The organism is Rhodopseudomonas sp. G2_2311 (genome assembly GCF_047501505.1).
GTDB lineage: Bacteria > Pseudomonadota > Alphaproteobacteria > Rhizobiales > Xanthobacteraceae > Rhodopseudomonas > Rhodopseudomonas palustris_H.
The window spans coordinates 32,235-50,135 of sequence record NZ_JAZDRK010000002.1; the positions used below are offsets into that span (position 1 = coordinate 32,235).

General features: G+C 65.4%; 18 protein-coding genes. 3 read left to right on the top strand and 15 right to left on the bottom strand.

Annotated elements, in window-relative coordinates:
- Nucleotides 1-277 precede the first annotated feature (277 nt).
- A complete protein-coding gene (locus tag VRZ08_RS03080; protein ID WP_414531531.1) occupies nucleotides 278-1,363 on the top strand; it encodes a DUF2336 domain-containing protein in 1,086 nt (361 codons plus the stop codon).
- Between the two features lie 122 nt (nucleotides 1,364-1,485).
- Nucleotides 1,486-2,331 (top strand): phytanoyl-CoA dioxygenase family protein, encoded by an 846-nt coding sequence (locus VRZ08_RS03085; protein WP_414531532.1) that lies wholly within the window; start codon nucleotides 1,486-1,488, stop codon nucleotides 2,329-2,331.
- 12 nt (nucleotides 2,332-2,343) lie between these two features.
- Here the strand turns inward: VRZ08_RS03085 and VRZ08_RS03090 are convergent, their stop codons facing one another.
- The 15 genes from VRZ08_RS03090 to murJ form a co-directional block, all read right to left on the bottom strand.
- Nucleotides 2,344-3,024, bottom strand: a complete 681-nt coding sequence (locus VRZ08_RS03090) for a tRNA (guanine(46)-N(7))-methyltransferase TrmB (protein WP_234822393.1) — start codon at nucleotides 3,022-3,024, stop codon at nucleotides 2,344-2,346.
- Between the two features lie 208 nt (nucleotides 3,025-3,232).
- Entirely contained in the window at nucleotides 3,233-3,652 is a 420-nt protein-coding gene (locus tag VRZ08_RS03095) for a helix-turn-helix domain-containing protein (RefSeq protein WP_011156011.1), read from the bottom strand.
- A gap of 197 nt (nucleotides 3,653-3,849) precedes the next feature.
- Complete coding sequence (gene lnt, locus VRZ08_RS03100) at nucleotides 3,850-5,463, bottom strand: apolipoprotein N-acyltransferase (protein ID WP_414531533.1); 1,614 nt, start codon at nucleotides 5,461-5,463, stop codon at nucleotides 3,850-3,852.
- Nucleotides 5,460-6,605, bottom strand: coding sequence for a hemolysin family protein (locus VRZ08_RS03105; RefSeq protein ID WP_414531534.1), 1,146 nt, complete (start codon nucleotides 6,603-6,605; stop codon nucleotides 5,460-5,462). Before VRZ08_RS03105 ends, lnt begins: the two co-directional genes overlap by 4 nt.
- A 1-nt stretch (nucleotide 6,606) precedes the next feature.
- Nucleotides 6,607-7,110 carry an rRNA maturation RNase YbeY gene (gene ybeY, locus VRZ08_RS03110; RefSeq protein ID WP_414531535.1) on the bottom strand — a complete coding sequence of 168 codons (504 nt, stop codon included), beginning with the start codon at nucleotides 7,108-7,110 and terminating at the stop codon, nucleotides 6,607-6,609.
- A gap of 68 nt (nucleotides 7,111-7,178) precedes the next feature.
- Nucleotides 7,179-8,234 carry a PhoH family protein gene (locus tag VRZ08_RS03115; RefSeq protein ID WP_012494162.1) on the bottom strand — a complete coding sequence of 352 codons (1,056 nt, stop codon included), beginning with the start codon at nucleotides 8,232-8,234 and terminating at the stop codon, nucleotides 7,179-7,181.
- Between the two features lie 6 nt (nucleotides 8,235-8,240).
- Nucleotides 8,241-9,632, bottom strand: coding sequence for a tRNA (N6-isopentenyl adenosine(37)-C2)-methylthiotransferase MiaB (gene miaB / locus VRZ08_RS03120; RefSeq protein ID WP_414531536.1), 1,392 nt, complete (start codon nucleotides 9,630-9,632; stop codon nucleotides 8,241-8,243).
- Between the two features lie 120 nt (nucleotides 9,633-9,752).
- Complete coding sequence (locus tag VRZ08_RS03125) at nucleotides 9,753-10,412, bottom strand: HAD family hydrolase (RefSeq protein ID WP_414531537.1); 660 nt, start codon at nucleotides 10,410-10,412, stop codon at nucleotides 9,753-9,755.
- 86 nt (nucleotides 10,413-10,498) lie between these two features.
- Nucleotides 10,499-10,930: a Fur family transcriptional regulator gene (locus tag VRZ08_RS03130; RefSeq protein WP_107342669.1), complete on the bottom strand. Its 432-nt coding sequence runs from the start codon at nucleotides 10,928-10,930 to the stop codon at nucleotides 10,499-10,501.
- 60 nt (nucleotides 10,931-10,990) lie between these two features.
- Nucleotides 10,991-11,476, bottom strand: a complete 486-nt coding sequence (gene rimI / locus VRZ08_RS03135; RefSeq protein ID WP_107353994.1) for a ribosomal protein S18-alanine N-acetyltransferase — start codon at nucleotides 11,474-11,476, stop codon at nucleotides 10,991-10,993.
- A gap of 22 nt (nucleotides 11,477-11,498) precedes the next feature.
- On the bottom strand, nucleotides 11,499-12,194 hold the full coding sequence (gene tsaB / locus VRZ08_RS03140; protein ID WP_107353995.1) for a tRNA (adenosine(37)-N6)-threonylcarbamoyltransferase complex dimerization subunit type 1 TsaB: 696 nt from the start codon (nucleotides 12,192-12,194) through the stop codon (nucleotides 11,499-11,501).
- A gap of 134 nt (nucleotides 12,195-12,328) precedes the next feature.
- The gene (locus tag VRZ08_RS03145) at nucleotides 12,329-12,895 is read right to left on the bottom strand and encodes a NifU family protein (RefSeq protein WP_164637212.1); all 567 of its coding nucleotides are present in this window, start codon (nucleotides 12,893-12,895) and stop codon (nucleotides 12,329-12,331) included.
- A gap of 147 nt (nucleotides 12,896-13,042) precedes the next feature.
- The gene (locus VRZ08_RS03150) at nucleotides 13,043-13,537 is read right to left on the bottom strand and encodes a universal stress protein (RefSeq protein WP_107342673.1); all 495 of its coding nucleotides are present in this window, start codon (nucleotides 13,535-13,537) and stop codon (nucleotides 13,043-13,045) included.
- Nucleotides 13,538-13,737: 200 nt separating this feature from the next.
- Nucleotides 13,738-14,790: a tryptophan--tRNA ligase gene (gene trpS / locus VRZ08_RS03155; protein WP_107353998.1), complete on the bottom strand. Its 1,053-nt coding sequence runs from the start codon at nucleotides 14,788-14,790 to the stop codon at nucleotides 13,738-13,740.
- 55 nt (nucleotides 14,791-14,845) lie between these two features.
- Nucleotides 14,846-16,402 (bottom strand): murein biosynthesis integral membrane protein MurJ, encoded by a 1,557-nt coding sequence (gene murJ / locus VRZ08_RS03160; RefSeq protein WP_414531538.1) that lies wholly within the window; start codon nucleotides 16,400-16,402, stop codon nucleotides 14,846-14,848.
- 378 nt (nucleotides 16,403-16,780) lie between these two features.
- Between murJ and VRZ08_RS03165 the strand changes: the two genes are divergently transcribed.
- On the top strand, nucleotides 16,781-17,782 hold the full coding sequence (locus VRZ08_RS03165) for an adenosine kinase (protein ID WP_414531539.1): 1,002 nt from the start codon (nucleotides 16,781-16,783) through the stop codon (nucleotides 17,780-17,782).
- Nucleotides 17,783-17,901: the final 119 nt, after the last annotated feature.

Here is a 17,901-nt window from a genome sequence, read left to right on the forward strand (position 1 = left end):
CTCGCGCCCGAAGGTGCGACGGTCCGCGTCCCACGATCCAGGTAATAAAAAAGAGCGGGTCCCGCAGGGCCCACTCTCGATACGGATCGTATGAGAATTTCGAAGTAGCGCCGATATAGCGCTTTTTTGGCTCAGCGACAAGAGCCGTCCGGAGCCCCCGCCCTGGGCCGATCCTCGGGGCAGCCGCAGCAAATGCGACGCCGCGGCTCAACGCTTCGTTCATGCAGCCGCTTTAGGTTCCAGTCGTACCAATGCGGCCCGCCCGCGAGAACGATGGATGCCTGCCGCTACATCTCTGCTTCCCGAACTCGATGACATTGTCAGGCAGGGCGATCCCGTCCGGCGTGCCGAAGCCGTGCGCCGGATATCCGACCTGTATATTCGGGGCGCCGAGAGCTTCCAGCCCGATCATGTCGCGCTGTTCGACGGCATCCTGCTGACGCTGGTGCCGGAGATCGACGTCGAAGTTCGCAGCGAACTGGCGCGGCGGTTTTCGGAAATCAGCAATGCGCCGCCCGAATTGGTCCGGCAGCTGGTGCACGATGAAGACATCGGCATCGCCGGACCGCTACTGCGGCGCTCGATGATGCTCGATGATCCGACGCTGGTCGAGCTCGCCAGGCTGCGCGGCCAGACGCATCTGCTCGCCATCTCAGAGCGGCCGAGCATTTCGCCGCCGGTCACCGACGTGATCGTGCGTCGCGGCGACCGCGACGTGGTGCGCAAGGTCGCCAGCAATGCGGGTGCCGAATTCTCCGCGACCGGCTTCAACGGCCTGATCCGCCGCGCTGCGCAGGACGGGGTGTTGGCGATCGCGGTCGGCACGCGGGATGATCTGTCGCCGCCGCGGCTGAAGGATCTGTTGGCGTGCTCGACCGATCTGGTGCGCCGGCGCCTGTTCGAAAGCGCAAGGCCGAGTTCGCGGATCGCGATCAACCGGGCGATGCGCGAGCTCGCCGGCGAGTCGCGGCAGCCGTCGGTGCAGCGCGACTTCGACGCCGCGCAGCGCTCGGTGGTGGAGCTGCACAACAAGGGCGAACTCAACGAAGCGACCGTGCTCGGCTTCGCGCGGGCGCATCAATACGAGGAGACGGTGGCGGCGCTGTCGGCGATGACCGGCACGCGGATCTCCACCCTTGATCAAATGATGTCCGGCGAGCGGCACGACCCGGTGCTGATCCTCGGCAAGGCGCTCGGCTTCGGCTGGGCGACGGTGCGCGCCCTGATCGGGCTGCGGCTCGGGCCGGACCGCTCGGTGGCCTGCCCGGACGTTGAAGAAGCGCAGCACAATTTCGAGCGCCTGGCGCTGTCGACGGCGCAGCGCGTGCTTGGCTTCTGGAAGATGCGGCAGGCCGACGCCTGAGCCGCCCGCGCGGCTGCCAGCTCGCGCGTCTTCTTTCTGCGCAAAGCAGTGTCCACTTCGGTCAAAATCGCTCTATGCTTGCCTCAACGGCGCGCCCACAGCGCCGACAAGGGAGGATGATTATGCTCAGCGAAGCTGACATCACCACGCATGCCCAGCGTATCCGCGACGACGGCTACACCGTGATCGAACGGGCCGCGGACCCGGCATTGGTCGCGGCGCTGATCAGCGCTGTCGAACGGATCGAGCGTGACCATCAGCTTGGTTGCGCCAAGACGTCGTTCGAAGGCTTCAAGACGCTCCGGGTCAACAACCTGCTCACTTACGACGAGGTGTTCTGGGACGTGCCGCTGCATAGCAGCGTGCTGCCGATCGTCGAGGCCGTGCTTGATAAGGAATGCCTGCTCTCGTCGTTCTGTTCACTGGTGCTCGGGCCCGGCCAGGAGGCGCAGCCGATCCACGAAGATACGCAACTCATTCCGCTGCCGCGGCCGCACATTCCGATCACGCTGAACGCGATCTGGGCGCTGTCGGATTTCACCGCAGCCAACGGCGCGACCCGGATCATTCCTGGAAGTCATAAGTACGAGACCTCGCCGGTGTACGGCCGGGACTACGACGCGCTCACCGCGACGATGCCGGCCGGCAGCGTGATGCTGTTCGATAGCGCGCTGTGGCACGGCGGCGGCCCCAACACCTCGGAGGCTCGCCGCTTCGCATTCTCTTGCGCCTATTGCTGGGGGTGGATGCGGCAGCAGGAGAACCTGCAGCTCGGGATTCCGCAGGAGATCGCGCAGCGCTTTCCTCGGCGGCTGCAGGAACTATGCGGCTACAGCGTGTACAAAGGTCAGTTCGGCCACATCGACAATCACGATCCGATCGAACTGCTCGGACGCGAACGCGGCAAGCGAATGGTGTGGGAGGCGACCGACGTGCGGAACGCGAGGCTCGCCGCGCAGACGAACTAATCGCCGCAGAGATTAGAGACGTTCGAAACGCAGATAGTTGGCGCGCCGGCCCTCGCGTTCGGCTTTGCGGCCATAGCGCGTCATCGTGTAGTTGGGCCAGGGCTTGCGCCAATCGTCGGCGCGCTGGGCGAGCCAGTCGAAGCTCGGCGCACGCAGCAGATGCGCCAGCGTCCAGGCGTTGTAGCCGTCGATGTCGCTGACGAAGCGGAATTCGCCGTGCGGCGTCAGCGCGCGCGCCATCGCCGTGACGGTGGCGTCCTGCACGAAGCGACGCTTCCAGTGTCGGCGCTTTGGCCACGGATCGGGATGGATCAGGTCGATCCGCGCCAGCGAGCCGGCCGGCACCCAGGCCAGCAGCTCCGAGGCGTCGCCGGCAAACAGCCGGATGTTGCGGATGTTCTCGGCCTCGATCCGAGCCAGAATCTTCGCCATGCCGTTGACGTAAGGCTCGGCGCCGATGAAGCCCGTGTTTGGATGCGCCAGCGCTTCGGCGATCAGGTGTTCGCCGCCGCCGAAACCGATTTCGAGCCGCATATGCTCGACCGGAGGATCGAACAATGTCGTAAGCGGTTCGGGCGCCGGCGCGTCGATCTGCAGCGACAAATGCGGCAGCAGGTTCTCGATCAGGTCGGCCTGATGAGCCCGCAGCTTGTGACCCTTGCGGCGGCCGAAGAACGATCCCTGGCCGTGCATCACGACGTCGCCATCGTGATTTTCACCGTTGTGATCTTCAGTGTCCGGCGCCGAGTCTGGGTGATCAATATTGAACATCAAGCGACCGCGCTCGCACTTCTTCGACAGGCTGCCCTGCTTACAGGACCGCCATCTTGTTTCGACCGTGAACGAAAAACCGGCCCCGCTTATATCATTTGCGGAGGCCGGCGCGACGGAGGTCGATCGATCAGTTCGTCTCGTCCGCTTCGCGCGCGGCGATCCGTTCGACGAGATCGACGATGCTGCGACGAAGCTTGGCATCGGTGATCTTGGTAAAGGCGCGGGTCAGCGCCAGACCTTCGGAAGTCGCGAGGAAGTCGGACACGTATGAAGGCGACGGCGCCTCACTGAAGCCGTTGCCGTTAGCTAGGCCGCCGCTCGGGCCGCCTTCGAACAAGAAGGACACCGGGACCTGCAGGACTTCAGCGATCTGCTGAATGCGGCTGGCGCCGACGCGGTTGGTCCCCTTCTCGTATTTCTGCACTTGCTGAAAAGTCAGACCCAGCGCTTCGCCGAGTTTCTCCTGACTCATGCCCAGCATGATGCGTCGCATGCGCACACGGCTGCCGACGTATTTGTCAACAGGATTGGGCGCTTTAGTCGACATCTCACTCACTCCTCAGGCACGTGCATACGCCAACAGTTAGCGCATGCGGGTTGGAATACGCCTCAAATATTGGAGTCGTCAAATGTCTTTGGAATCCAACGGGGATTCGGCGTTAATTTACGCCGAGGAAAATTCGCGGGCTACGCGAGTGCGAATTTTCTCGAACTTAATCTCTGGTTGCGTCGCCGATCCGCGTATTAGCACGAGCCCGGTGAGCGCTTTCGTAATAGTACAAGCATCATCACTAACGCAACCAGCACGGCTGCAGGAAGTTCGCCCACCCGCGCATAGATCGTCGGTGCCACCGGTGCCGGCAGCCCCGAATCCAGCACCCCTTCGACGCCGAGGCCGAGCTCTGCGACGATCCGTCCGACCGGATCGATCACTGCGGAAACGCCGGTGTTCGCTGCGCGAACAAGCGGCAGGCCCTGCTCGATGGCACGCATCCGCGCCTGCTGCAGGTGCTGATAGGGGCCGCTGGAAATGCCGAACCAGCCGTCGTTTGTGAGATTCAGCATCCAGCCGGGACGGTTGTTGCCGATCGCAATTTCGTCCGGGAAAATTGCCTCGTAACAAATCAGCGGCAGCAGCGGCGGGGCGTTGGGCAGTTCGAGGTTATGACGCGCCACACCGGATAAAAATCCGCCCTGCACCTTGGTAAGTTGGACGAAGCCGATCTTCTCCATCAGATTCTGGTACGGCAGAAATTCGCCGAATGGGACCAGATGGAGTTTGTCGTAGACCGACAAAATGCTGCCATCATGATCGATCGCGTAGATCGAATTGTACGCGCGGGTAATCCGGCGCCCCGGCGGTAATTCAGGCGGGCGGACCGCCCCGGTCAGCAGCACGGTGCCTTTCGGCAGCAGCTCTGCGATCTGCGCCATCGCATCCGCTTCCCGCGACAGGAAGAACGGAAACGCCGATTCCGGCCAGATCAGCAGCGAGACGTCGCGAACCCCCGTCGATTTCGGCCCTGTCGAGCGGTCCGACAGTGACAGATATTTCTGCATCACGTCGGCTTTGGCGGAATAATTGAAGCGCGCGTCCTGCGGCAGGTTGGGCTGCATGATCCGCAGCCGGACGTTGTCGACGAGCTGGGTCGGCGACAATTTGAGTCGAATGCCGCCAAACACCGCCATCGCGGCCAGCACGCCCAGTGCGATCGCCGGCGCCGCCCAGCGCCGCTTGCCGGTGGTGCCGCCATCGATCAGCACCGCGGGCGAGGCGAAGATCGCCACCGCCAGCAGCGTCAGCCCCCAGATGCCGATCACCGAGATGCTTTGCGCCAGCGCGAGCGGCTCGGTCAGGGCGTAGCCGAACGCATTCCAGGGAAAGCCGGTGAGCAGGTGGCCGCGTAGCCATTCGCTGATCGTCAGGCTGACGGCGAGCGACAGGATGCGCAGAGTATCGGGGCGCCACAACAGCCGTGCCAGCGCGAAGCCGAGCGCGGTGAACAGCGCCAGATAGGCCGGCAAGCCACATATCGCGGCCGGCAGCAGCCAGGCGAAGGTGTCGGCATCGACCAGAAACGCGTAGCCGATCCAGTACAGGCCGGGGACGAAATAACCGAAGCCGAACCACCAGCCGGCCATCGCCGCAGCGGGGACGCCGCGCCGCTTGCCGGCTGCAGAGCCGTCGATCAGCCACACCGCGATCGGGAAGGTAATGAACAGAACCGGCCAGGCGTTGAACGGCTCCATCGCCAGTGAGGAGAGTGCGCCGGCCAGCAGCGCGATCACAGCGCGCTTCCAGCCCCACGCCAGGATGATGCCCGAGGCGATCCGGCTCAGCACACCCCGACGCGTCACGGCGAACCGGTCCCGTCGCCGGTCGTTGGTGATGAGCTGGAGCCGCTGCCGTCCGTCGTCGTCGGCGCGGCGGAATCGGTCGCGGTCTCGCGCCGCCGACTGTCGCGTGTGCGTGGGGCGGGGCGTTCCTTGCGCGGCCCGATCCGTAGCCGCTTCACCCGCCGCGGATCGGCATCGAGCACTTCGAATTCGAAGGTGCCGGGGCCGGCGATCACTTCGCCGCGCACCGGCAGCCGGCCGACGTGATTGACGAGGTAGCCGCCGAGCGTTTCGACGTCTTCGCCCGCTTCGCCGGTGACGAACTGATCGCCAATCATGGCGCGGACGTCTTCCAGGCTGGCTCGCGCATCAGCGATGAACGAGCCGTCGGCCTGGCGCACGATCGACGGCGGCTCGGTCGAGTCGTGCTCGTCGTCGATCTCGCCGACGATCTGTTCGACGATGTCTTCGATCGATACCAAGCCGTCGGTGCCGCCGTATTCGTCGACCACCAGCGCCAGATGAATCCGCGCCGCCTGCATCTGCGCCAGCAGGTCGATCGCCCGCATCGATGGCGGCACGTACAGCAACTTGCGGATGATGCCGGTTTCGGTCAGCGGCATCTTCAGATCGATAGCGCGGAGGTCGAGCCCGGCCGGCAGCGCTTTCTTGCGCTTGGCAACCGTGGCCGGCGTCACCTTCGCCTTGGCGGTCATGAACGCCACGAGGTCGCGGATGTGAACGATGCCGACCGGATCGTCGAGCGTCTCGTTGTAAACCACGAGTCGCGAATGCGCCGCGTCCTGAAACAGGCTGAGCAGTTCGCCGAGCTGGATGTCCTGCTTGATCGCGACGATGTCGGCGCGGTGCACCATGACGTCGGCGATCCGGCGATCGTGCAGCCCGAGGATGTTGCGCAGCATCGTGCGCTCGAGCGTTGAGAAGCCGGAGTCGTCGGGCGGGCTGGTGTCGAGTACGACCTGCAGATCGTCGCGCACCGAGCCGGGCTTCCAGCCGAACAGCGAACGGATCGCACGGATCAGCCAATTGCCGCCATAGGGATGCAGCACTTCGCCCTGGTGCACCACCGCGGGTAACTGACCGCGCGTGGAATCCTGCAGCGAAGCCTGCGAACCGGTCTGAGCTCTGTCGCCGTCGGGCATGTCAGCTCACCCGATCCTGGCCCGCATACGGATCCGGAATCCCGAGCCGCGCCAGGATTGCGCGCTCGGCGTCTTCCATCTCCTCGGCTTCCTCATCGGTCTCGTGGTCGTAACCGACCAGATGCAGGAAGCCGTGCACGGCGAGGTGACTGAGGTGGTGATCGAACGGTTTGGCTTCGTCCTCGGCCTCGCGGCGGACGGTCTGATACGCGATCGCGATGTCGCCCAGCATCCGCGGCGCGCCGTCCGGCTGCACCTCGGGTTGGGTGGCGGGAAACGACAATACGTTGGTCGGCTTGTCCTTGCCGCGGAACGAGGCGTTGAGCTGGCGGATGTGATCATCGTCGGTCAGCATCACGGCGAGCTCGGCACCGCCGGTGTCGGCGTCGATCGCATCGGCGGCGGCTTCGATCGCGCGCAGCACGGTTGCTTCGGCCGATGCTTCGGCCTGCCAGCAATCGGCTTCGATCACGACTTCGGTGAATGGACGAGCACGATGGGTCATCGAGGCAAAATTACTATCCGGGTCCGCCCCGTTGCAATCGGGGTGGCGCCCAGGGCGTGGCTGCGACATCACGACTTACCATTCGCCGGTGACGGCGCTCCTTCGTAGGCGGCGACGATCCGCGCCACCAATTCGTGGCGGATCACGTCCTCGGCCCTGAACTGGACCTGGGCGATGCCCTCGACGCCGGATAGCAAGCGGGCCGCTTCGGCCAAGCCCGACGTCTGGCCGTTCGGCAGGTCGACCTGGCTGGGGTCGCCGGTGATGATCATCCGGCTGTTCTCGCCGAGGCGAGTGAGAAACATTTTCATCTGCATCGACGTGGTGTTCTGCGCTTCGTCGAGGATGATCGCCGCGTTGGTCAGGGTGCGGCCGCGCATGAATGCCAGCGGCGCAATCTCGATCTCGCCGGACTGCAGCGCGCGTTCGACGATCCGGGCATCCATCAGATCGTACAGCGCGTCGTAGATCGGCCGTAAGTAAGGATCGACCTTCTCGCGCAGATCGCCGGGCAGAAAGCCGAGCCGTTCGCCGGCTTCGACCGCGGGCCGCGACAGGATGATGCGGTCAACTTCCTTGCGCTCGAACAGCTGCGCGGCATGCGCCACCGCCAGCCAGGTTTTGCCGGTGCCGGCCGGGCCGACGCCGAATACCAGCTCGTGCCGCTTCAGCGCGCGGATGTAGGAGTCCTGCGCGGCGGTGCGGGCCCGGACCGGGCGCTTGCGCAGGTTGATCGCCTCGAACGCGGTGGCGGACGGCTGCTTGGTGTCGAATTCGAACAGCGACCCCTGGGCGATCACGGCGCGGATAGCGCCTTCGACGTCGCCCTGCACCAGATCGTGGCCCGACACCGCCTGGGCATACAGCGTTTCCAGCACGCGCCGCGCTGCATCGCAGCCCTCGCGCGAGCCGCCGATGGTGATGTGGTTGCCGCGCGAATCCACCACCACGCTGAGCCTGCGCTCGATCTGAGCGAGGTTCTGGCCGTAGGGACCGACCAGAGCGGAGGCGGCACGGTTGTCGTCGAAATCGATGACGACCTGGGTTTCAGGCGGGTTCAAGCTGTCGCGATCGGGTTTGCGGCGGGAAACGAACGAAGACGATTCCGGTGCGCTTTTGACCAAGGGGGCTCAGGCTCCTGTGGCGGCCATCGCATCGGCCGGCCGGGAGGTTGCGGATGCGAGTTCGCCGAGCAGGCTGTAGCGTTCGAGGCTGTCGACGCGGACCGGCAGCACCTGTCCGATGATGCTGTCGGGCGCCATCACATGGGCGGGCTGCAGATAAGCGGTGCGGCCGACGATCTGGCCGGGCTTGCGGCCGGCGCGCTCGAACAGGACCTCCACGGTCCGGCCGATCGCGGCCTTGTTGAAGGCCGATTGCTGCTGGTCGATCAATTGCTGGAGCCGCTCCAACCGCTCGTCCATGACCGCTGCAGGCACCATCTCCGGCATGTCCGCCGCGGGTGTGCCGGGCCGCGGGGAGTATTTGAACGAATACGCCCCAGCGTAGCCGATTTGTGCGACAAGCGCGAGAGTCGCGGAAAAATCGCGCTCGGTTTCACCCGGGAAACCGACGATGAAGTCCGACGAGAAAGCGATCGCTGCGGAAGCAGACCGGAACCGGTCGATCACGCGGCGATAATCGTCGGCGGTGTGCTTGCGGTTCATTGCCGCCAGGATCCGGTCCGAGCCGGACTGCACCGGCAGATGCACGAACGGCATCAGCGCCGGCAGATCGCGATGCGCGGCCAGCAGATCCTCGTCGACGTCGTTCGGATGGCTGGTGGAGTAGCGCAGCCGGACGATGCCGGGAATCTCGGCCAGGCGCCGCACCAGGCGTCCGAGCGACCAGGCGCGGCCGTCCGGCCCGTCGCCGTGATAGGCATTGACGTTCTGGCCGATCAGCGTGATTTCGCGGACGCCGTTTTCGGCGAGCCGTTTGACGTCCTCGACGATCGCCGCCACTGGGCGCGACATCTCGGCGCCGCGGGTATAGGGCACGACGCAGAAGGTGCAGAACTTGTCGCAGCCTTCCTGGACCGTCACGAACGCCGAGATGCCGCGAGCACGGATCGCGTCCGGCGCCGGTTGCGGCAGCACGCCGAACTTGTCCTCGATCGGGAACTCGGTTTCCAACGCCCGGCCGTGCTGTTCGGCTTTGGCCAGCAGGTGCGGCAGGTTGTGATAGCTCTGCGGCCCGACCACGACATCGACTACCGGCGCGCGGCGGATGATCTCTTCGCCTTCAGCCTGCGCCACGCATCCTGCGACCGCGATCTGCATCCGCCGGCCTTGGCCTGCGGCCTCGTCACGCGCGACCCGCAGCCGGCCGAGCTCGGAATAGACCTTCTCGGACGCTTTCTCGCGGATGTGGCAGGTGTTCAGGATCACCAGATCGGCGTCATCCACGTTCGCGGTCTCGACAAAGCCTTCCGGCGCCAGCGCGTCCACCATGCGCTGGGCATCGTAGACATTCATCTGACAGCCGTATGACTTGATGTGCAGCTTGCGCGGCGGAGACATTGCGTGCGGGGGCCCAAACAAAAAACGCGCGTTTTCCAGCGCGTTGCCCGTCACTTATAGGCGAAACCCGGCGAAATCCAGCCGCGACCGTCGATTTGCCGCGCGAGGTATCTCGAGCGCCTAAATTTCTTCAATGATTGTCGTCAGTTGCCGCATGTCGGCAAAACACCGATCGGCCCCGGCGGCGGTCAGCGCGGCCGCGCTGGCCTCGGTGCAATGGCCGCCGCCGTGAAAGCCCAGCACGGTCATGCCGGCTGCTTTCGCCCCCAGCACCCCCGGCACGCTGTCTTCGATCACCACGCAGCGCTCGGGGGTGACGCCCATCTGGGCCGCCGCAAACAGGAACAGATCCGGCGCCGGCTTGCCGTGCGCCACCTGCTCGGCCGAAAACAGATGCGGAGCGAACCGGCCGAGCAGACCCGCATGGGTCAGCGCGACTTGGATCCGATCCAGCGTGCCGCTCGAGGCGACGCAGAACGGCTGCTCCAGCGTGTCGAGCGCCTCGGTGACGAACGGGATCGGCTGCAGCGTTTCGGCGAAGGCGCGGAGCAGTGCGTCGAGCAGGTTTGCTTCGATGTCGTCGGCGAAGCGCCGGCCAGTCTCGGCTTCGATCTCGCGCCGGGCTTCGCGACCCGACCGGCCGAGGAAACGCGCCGCGACCTGGTCCGGCGTGATCGGATAGCCGTAGCGGGTCAGCGTTTCGGCATGAACCCGACAGGAGATCAGCTCACTGTCGACCAGGACACCGTCACAATCGAAGATAACAAGTTCGGGAATCACATCTGTGGCCGGCTGCGATTGAAACTAATAACGCCGCGAGCCGGTAAGCTCGCGGCGATCGGCAGCTGCGTCGGCGTGCTACCGGCTCAGGACTTATCGTCTTCGAGCGGCACGCAATACAGTTCGAGCCGATGGTCGACCAGCTTGTAGCCGAGGCGGCGGGCGATCTCGGCCTGCAGCTTCTCGATCTCTTCGTTGGTGAATTCGATCACCTTGCCGTCGCGCAGGTTGATCAGGTGGTCATGATGGCTGTCGCGCATCTGCTCGTAGCGGGCGCGGCCTTCACGGAAGTCGTGACGCTCGATGATGCCGGCATCTTCGAACAGCTTGACGGTCCGGTACACCGTCGAGATCGAGATCTTGTCGTCAATCGCAACGCAGCGGGTGTAAAGTTCTTCGACGTCGGGATGATCTTCCGACTCCGCCAGAACTCGCGCGATCACGCGGCGCTGCTCCGTCATGCGCATGCCGGTGGCGGCGCAGCGGGCTTCGATTTCGGTTGCCTTGGGTTCGGACATCGGCGTCAACGTGGTTGCGGGTGAATGGTTATTGGGCATTGTTCTGCCACTGTAAGGCGATCAGGACAAGTCGCGACGCATTATCAATGCGTTCAATTGTTCCCCGTTGGGCTGTCGGTAATAGCGCTCGCGTCGGCCAACCACCTGAAAACCGGTACGATTGTAGAGTCGTCGTGCCGGCTGATTGTTCTCTTCCACCTCGAGAAACACCGTGGCGACGCCACGTCCTGCGAGATGACCGAGGTGTGTCAGCAGCATTTCACGCGACAGACCGCGGCCGCGATACGAGGCGGCGATCGCAATTGATAGGATTTCGGCTTCGTCCGCACCGATCCGCGATGCAACAAATCCGATGATTCGCCGGCCGACGCGCAGCCGGTGCACCAGCGTATTGCGCTCGCTCAAAAGGTCGGCGAATTCCTGTTCGTCCCAGCCGCGATGAAACGAAGCGGCATGCAGTTCGGCGAGCTTCGGCGCGTCGCGCAGCGTCGCCGTTTCGACCACAGCGTCGGCGTAGCCCCAGAATTCGGCCAGCCAAGTCATCATTGATGGCACATACGGCAGCGCGTCATGCGGCGGGCTGCGCCGATTGAGCGATGGGATCAATCTTCGGCTTGGCGTCCGGCGGCCGCAAATAGAACGGTTTGGCGGGTGCGGCGTCCGGCGTTGCTGCTGCACCAAGCCAGGCGAGCCAGCCGATATCCGGCGCGGGGCGCTGATCCACTGCGAGCGGCGGCGGGGTCAGGGCCGGCCAGCGATCGGCGAGCAGCTGCGCGGCATTGCCGACCAGCCGCGGCGCGCCGTAACGCGCGGCTTCCAGCGCTTCGGCGATCGGCGCCACCCGCGGGCGTATGATCATCGTGCCGTTGCCGGCGACGAGCTGATAGTAGACGTGGTCGTGACGGGCATCGATCACCGACAGGATCGGGGTGTCGTCGGTCTCGCTCACCAACGGCGCCGCGAACGCCGACAGCGTCGTCAGCCCGACGACCGGCTTGGCGGCCGCGAGTGCGATACCGCGTGCAGCCGAGAGGCCGACCCGGAGGCCGGTGAAACTACCAGGCCCGGTGGTCACCGCGATGCGGTCGATATCGAGAAAGCCGATCCCGGATGCGTCCATCACCCGGCCGAGCAGCGGCATCAGGGCTTCGGCGTGGCCACGCTGCATCGCCTGCGATTCGCCCGCGAGCAGCCGATTAGCCTCGGTGTCCAGCACCGCTGCAGCGCAGGCGTCGAGCGCCGTATCAATGGCGAGGATCAGCATCCGGCTAACATATCAGCAATGCGACGGTTGCGTCATGTCCCGGGCGGGTCGATCGACAACTATTCGGATGGGGGGCATGGCGCGGTGCGCCATGCCTGTTTGTCGTGCTTGCCTAGCGTTGCGGCAGCTGTCGGTCAGGTGACCGGGCGGACTTCCACCACTTCCGGTACGAAGTGCTTCAGCAGGTTCTGGATGCCGTGCTGCAAGGTCGCGGTCGACGACGGGCAGCCGGCGCAGGCGCCGCGCATGTTGAGATAGACGATGCCGTCCTTGAAGCCGCGGAACGTGATGTCGCCGCCGTCATTGGCGACCGCCGGGCGCACCCGCGTTTCGATCAGGTCCTTGATGATCTCGACCGTCTCGGCGTCGCCCTCGGCGTAGAACTCGTCGTCATCGCCATCCTCGCCGTCCGACTTGCCGTCGGCCAGGATCGGCGCGCCCGACATGTAGTGCTCCATGATGGCGCCGAGGATCGCGGGTTTGAGGTGCTGCCACTCGCCCTTGTCCTTGGTGACGGTGACGAAGTCGGTGGCATAGAACACGCCGCTGACGCCATCGATGTCGAACAGCCGCGCCGCGAGCGGCGAGCGGGCCGCCTGGGCCGCATCGGTGAATTCCAGCGTGCCGCTGTCGAGCACGGTCCGGCCGGGAATGAATTTCAACGTGGCCGGATTGGGGGTCGGTTCGGTCTGAATGAACATCGATTGTCTCCGTCGTCGCCGGTTCAAGGCCGGTGCGTAGGCTTCTCCTAGCAAATAGCGCTCGGAAACGCACGGTCAACCCGCGGGCTCTCCCGGAGGTTGCTGAAAGTCGCTGACAACGCTCACGTTTTCGAGGGCCGCACAGGCTCAGGCGAGGGCGTCGATGTCGTCGTCGGTGAGGCTGGAGGCGACCATCATTACCGGTACAGGGAAGGTGCCGAGATGGCGCACCATCGCGGTGACGATCGGGCCCGGTCCTTCCGGGCCATCATCGGCCGCCAGCACCAGCATGACGATGTCGACGTCCTGGTCGATCACTTTGCGCACCTGGGCGATGGTGTCGCCCTCGCGGATCACCCGCTCCGGCGTGATCCCGGCGACGCCGTTGGCGCGGCCGGAGGCGCGGTCGAGCGCAAGCTCTGCGGTCTCGATCGCTTCGGCGCGCATCACGTCGGCGACGCCGAGCCATTGCTGGTTCTTGTCGAGGATCTCAATGACGCGCAGCATCACCACGCCGCCGCCGACCCGCACCGCCCAGCGGCTGCCGTAATACACCGCGCGATCCCACTCGGCGGTGTCGTCGACGATCACCAGACATTTCGGCTTGTGGCCGGATTCATAGCTCCGTCGCTGGCTGCTCATTGGTGCCCCCGGAGTTCCCAAGCGCGCGCCCGCGCAACGCCGCGATGCTGCCATGGCGACAGCGGGAAGGACAAGGTGCCGCCACAGGCAAAAGCCGTCATGCGCGGGCTTGACCCGCGCATCCATCCAATCTTGCAAGAGTCCTTTGAATAAGATGGATGGCCGGGTCGAGCCCGGCCATGACGGGAGCGTGCGAAGCCTCAGCCCTTCTTGCGCACCATGCCCATGATGTCCTTCACGGCCACCATGGTTTCGGCCGCGATCGCACGGGCGCGGTCGCTGCCGTCGGCAAGCACCGAGTCGACATAAGCATGGTCGGCCGAAAGCCGCTTCATTTCGCCGGCGATCGGCGACAGCTTGGTGACGGCGAGGTCGACCAGGTTCGACTTGAACGCGGAGAACTGCGCGCCGCCGAACTCGGTCAGCACATCGGTCTTCGGCTTGCCGGACAGCGCGGCGTAGATGCCGACCAGATTGTCGGCTTCAGGGCGGGTCTCCAGGCCTTTTTCTTCGCTCGGCAAAGGCTCCGGGTCGGTCTTGGCCTTCTTGATCTTCTGCGCGATCGCGTCGGCATCGTCGGTCAGGTTGATGCGCGAGTAATCGGACGGATCCGACTTCGACATCTTCTTGGTGCCGTCGCGCAGGCTCATCACCCGGGTCGCCGGGCCGGTGATCACCGGCTCGGGCAGCGGGAAGTAAGCGTCGCCGAAGCCCTGCGCCGCAATCGAGGCCGAGAAGTCGTTGTTGAACTTCTGGGCGATGTCGCGGGTCAGTTCGACATGCTGCTTCTGGTCCTCACCGACCGGAACGTGGGTGGCGCGATACACCAGAATGTCGGCGGCCATCAGCACCGGATAGTCGTACAGGCCGACCGAGACGTTCTCGCGATCCTTGCCGGCCTTCTCCTTGAACTGGGTCATCCGGTTCAGCCAGCCGAGCCGCGCGATGCAGTTCAGCACCCAGGCCAGTTCGGAGTGTTCCGCCACCTGGCTCTGGTTGAAGATGATCTGCTTCTTCGGATCGATGCCGGACGCGATGAACGCCGCGGTCACTTCGCGGATGTTCTTGCGCAGCTCGTCGGGACCGCCCCAGACCGTCACCGGAACGGTGATCGCGTGCAGGTCGACAACGCAGTAAACGCAATTGTGCGTCTCCTGCATCTTCACGAAGTTCACGATCGCGCCGAGGTAATTGCCGAGATGCAGATTGCCGGTCGGCTGGATGCCGGAGAATACCCGCTGCGTGATGGCCATGATCGTGATTCCCGCGCTTGGTCTGGAAAAGGCGCCGTGAAGTGGCACAGCTGCGCTAGTCGCGCAAGCCGCGTGGCCGCCGCAGCGCGCGGAGCACCCCATCAGGACGAATGACGCCGGACAGCATCAAAGCTGCGGCATAGACGATTAGACCGCCGCCGATCAGCACCGCGAGCGCCGCGGCTTGGACCAAAGTGGAGCCCGTCGCCATCAGCGGCAGCACCACGCCGGCGGCGAACCACAGCAGCGCGCCCATCACCAGAGATGCAAGCACGATCAGCACCACCCGGCGCCGCGCCGGCGCATCGATGGTGACCCCGAAGCGCTGCACGCCGCGCCCCAGCAGCAGGGCTGCGTTGCTCCAGGCGCCGAGGCTGATCGCGGCCGCGACCCCGGCGGCGCCGAACAGCCGGCCGAGCAGCACGGCGGCAACCAGCGCGACCGCGACCGAGATGAGGGTCGCCACGAGCGGCGTGCGGGTGTCTTCGCGGGCGAAGAACGCGGCCGACCAATTCTTGGCCAGCACCTGGGCCGGCAGGCCGACCGCGAGCACCGCCAGCGCCTGGGCGGTGGCGGCCGAGTCCGCGGCGCTGAACGCGCCGTGTTCGAACAACAGCCGCACGATCGGTTCGGCCAGGACGATCAGGCCGAAAGTCGCAGGCAACGCCACCCCGACCGCCAGTTCCAGACCGCGCGAGGCGGCTTCCGACAATGCGGTCCGATCGCCGCCGCGAACCGCCCGCGCCAGTTCCGGCACCAGCACCGCGCCCATCGCAACGCCGACGATGCCGAGCGGCAGCTCGATCAGCCGGTTAGCGAAGTACAGCCATGACACTGCCGCCGGCTGCGCCGAGGCGATGATGGCGCCGGCGACGATCAGGAGCTGCGGTCCGGAATTGGCGATCATCCCGGGGATCGCCTTGGCGAAGAATGTCCGCATCGCCGCGTCGAAACCGGCGCGCAGCGGTGTCGCCAACCGTTCGCCGCGGCCGTTGACCGCCAGGATCGAAAGCTGCAGCAGCCCGGCAACCCCGATGGTGCCGGACAGGATCAGCGCCGCAAGGCTCGGGTCGTTGTGGCCGAGCAGCAGCACTACCGTGACGACGATCAGCGATATGTTGAATAACAGCGGCGAGAACGCGGTAAGGCCGACTTTGCCTTGCGCGTTGAATAGTCCCATCATCACCGCGACCGGGCCGGCGAAGGCCAGATACGGCAGCATCAGCCGGGCGTCGCGGGTCGCCATCAGTAGTGCGGGCTGGCCGACGAAACCGGGGGCCAGCACCGCGATCAGCAGCGGCATGAACACGCCGAGCAGGATTGCCAGCAGCAACGTCGCCAGCGCAATGCTGCCGAGCAGCCGCCCGGCGAACGCGGCCGCTGCCACGGGACCGTTGTGTTCGCGCACTTTCAGCCACGCCGGCACCAGCGCGGCGTTGAGCGCGCCTTCGGTGAGTAGCCGCCGCGTCACGTTGACGAGCTGAAACGCCAGCAGGAACGCATCCGCCGCCACGCCGGCGCCGAGCAGCGCCGCGACCAGTGCGTCGCGAACGAATCCCAACAAACGTGACGACAGAGTCCCTGCGGAGACGGTGAGCAGCGGGCGAAGCATCCCGGCCTTATAGCCGGATTGCCGGCGCAACGGCCCGGCGCAGCTCGGTTTAGTGGCCGATTGGTAAAGGGGGTGGCCCTGTTGGCCGGTAGGCTTCCTCACTCCCGCCGTCATGGCCGGGCTCGACCCGGCCATCCAACCTTGCTCAAAAGAGTATCTTGCGAAGACGAGGGATGCGCGGGCCTTCGCCGCGCCGAAGGGCTTCGGCCCCGCAGGCGGGTCGAGCCGCGCATGACGACCTTGGGAACCACCCTCGCTTGCGGCTGCCGACCCGAACATGATAGGTCGGCCCGCCTTTCGCGCGGCCGGCGACGCACCGGCCCGACCCGCACAAGCCGCGGGGTTTTCCTTATTTCTCCCCGTTATGGATCGAATTCGATGAGCTCAGCCCAATACGATGTCCTCGCCATCGGCAACGCGATCTTCGACGTGCTGGTCCGCACCGAAGAGGACTTCCTGGTCAAGCACGGCATGGCCAAGGGCGGCATGGCGCTGATCGATGAAGCCCGCGCCGCGGCGATCTATGCCGACATGGGCCAGGCCACCGAGATGTCCGGCGGCTCGGCCGCCAACACCATCGTCGGGCTGGCTTCGTTCGGCGCCCGCACGGTCTATCTGGGCAAGGTCAAGGACGACCAGATCGGCAAGCTCTACACCCACGACATCCGCGCCGCAGGCGTCACCTTCGACACCAAGCCGGCGACCGACGGCCCGGCGACCGGCTGCTCCTACATCCTGGTGACGCCGGACGGCCAACGCACCATGAACACGTATCTCGGCGCGGCGCAGGACCTGTCGCCTGCCGATATCGACGAGGCCAAGATCGCCGCCTCGGCCATCACCTATCTCGAAGGCTATCTGTGGGATCCGCCGCAGGCCAAGGAAGCGTTCCTGAAGGCCTCGAAGATCGCCCACGGTGCCGGCCGCAAGGTGGCGCTGACGCTGTCGGATGCGTTCTGCGTCGACCGCTATCGCGGCGAATTCCTCGAGCTGATGCGCTCCAAGACCGTCGACCTGATCTTCGCCAACGAGGCCGAGCTGCACTCGCTGTACCAGACCTCGGATTTCGATGCGGCGCTGACGCTGCTGGCTCAGGACGTCGCGCTCGGCGTCGTCACCCGCAGCGAAAAGGGCTGTGCGGTGGTCGATAAGGATGGCGTCACTTTGGTGCCGGCGGCTGCGATCGATCAGCTGGTCGACACCACCGGCGCCGGCGACCTGTTCGCGGCCGGCTTCCTGTTCGGCCTGGTCCGCAATCTCGGCTACGAAAATGCCGGCCGCCTCGGCGCGTTGGCCGCTGCCGAAGTGATCCAGCACATCGGCGCGCGCCCGCAGGTGTCGCTGAAGGAACTGGCGCAGCAGCACGGGCTGGCGGTCTAAGTCTCTCCCCGAGTCATTCCGGGGCGCGAACGAAGTTCGCGAACCCGGAATCTCCTGCTTGTCGCATCGGCGTCTTGTAGAACATGTCGGGATTCCGGGTCTGCGCGCTGTCGCGCGCA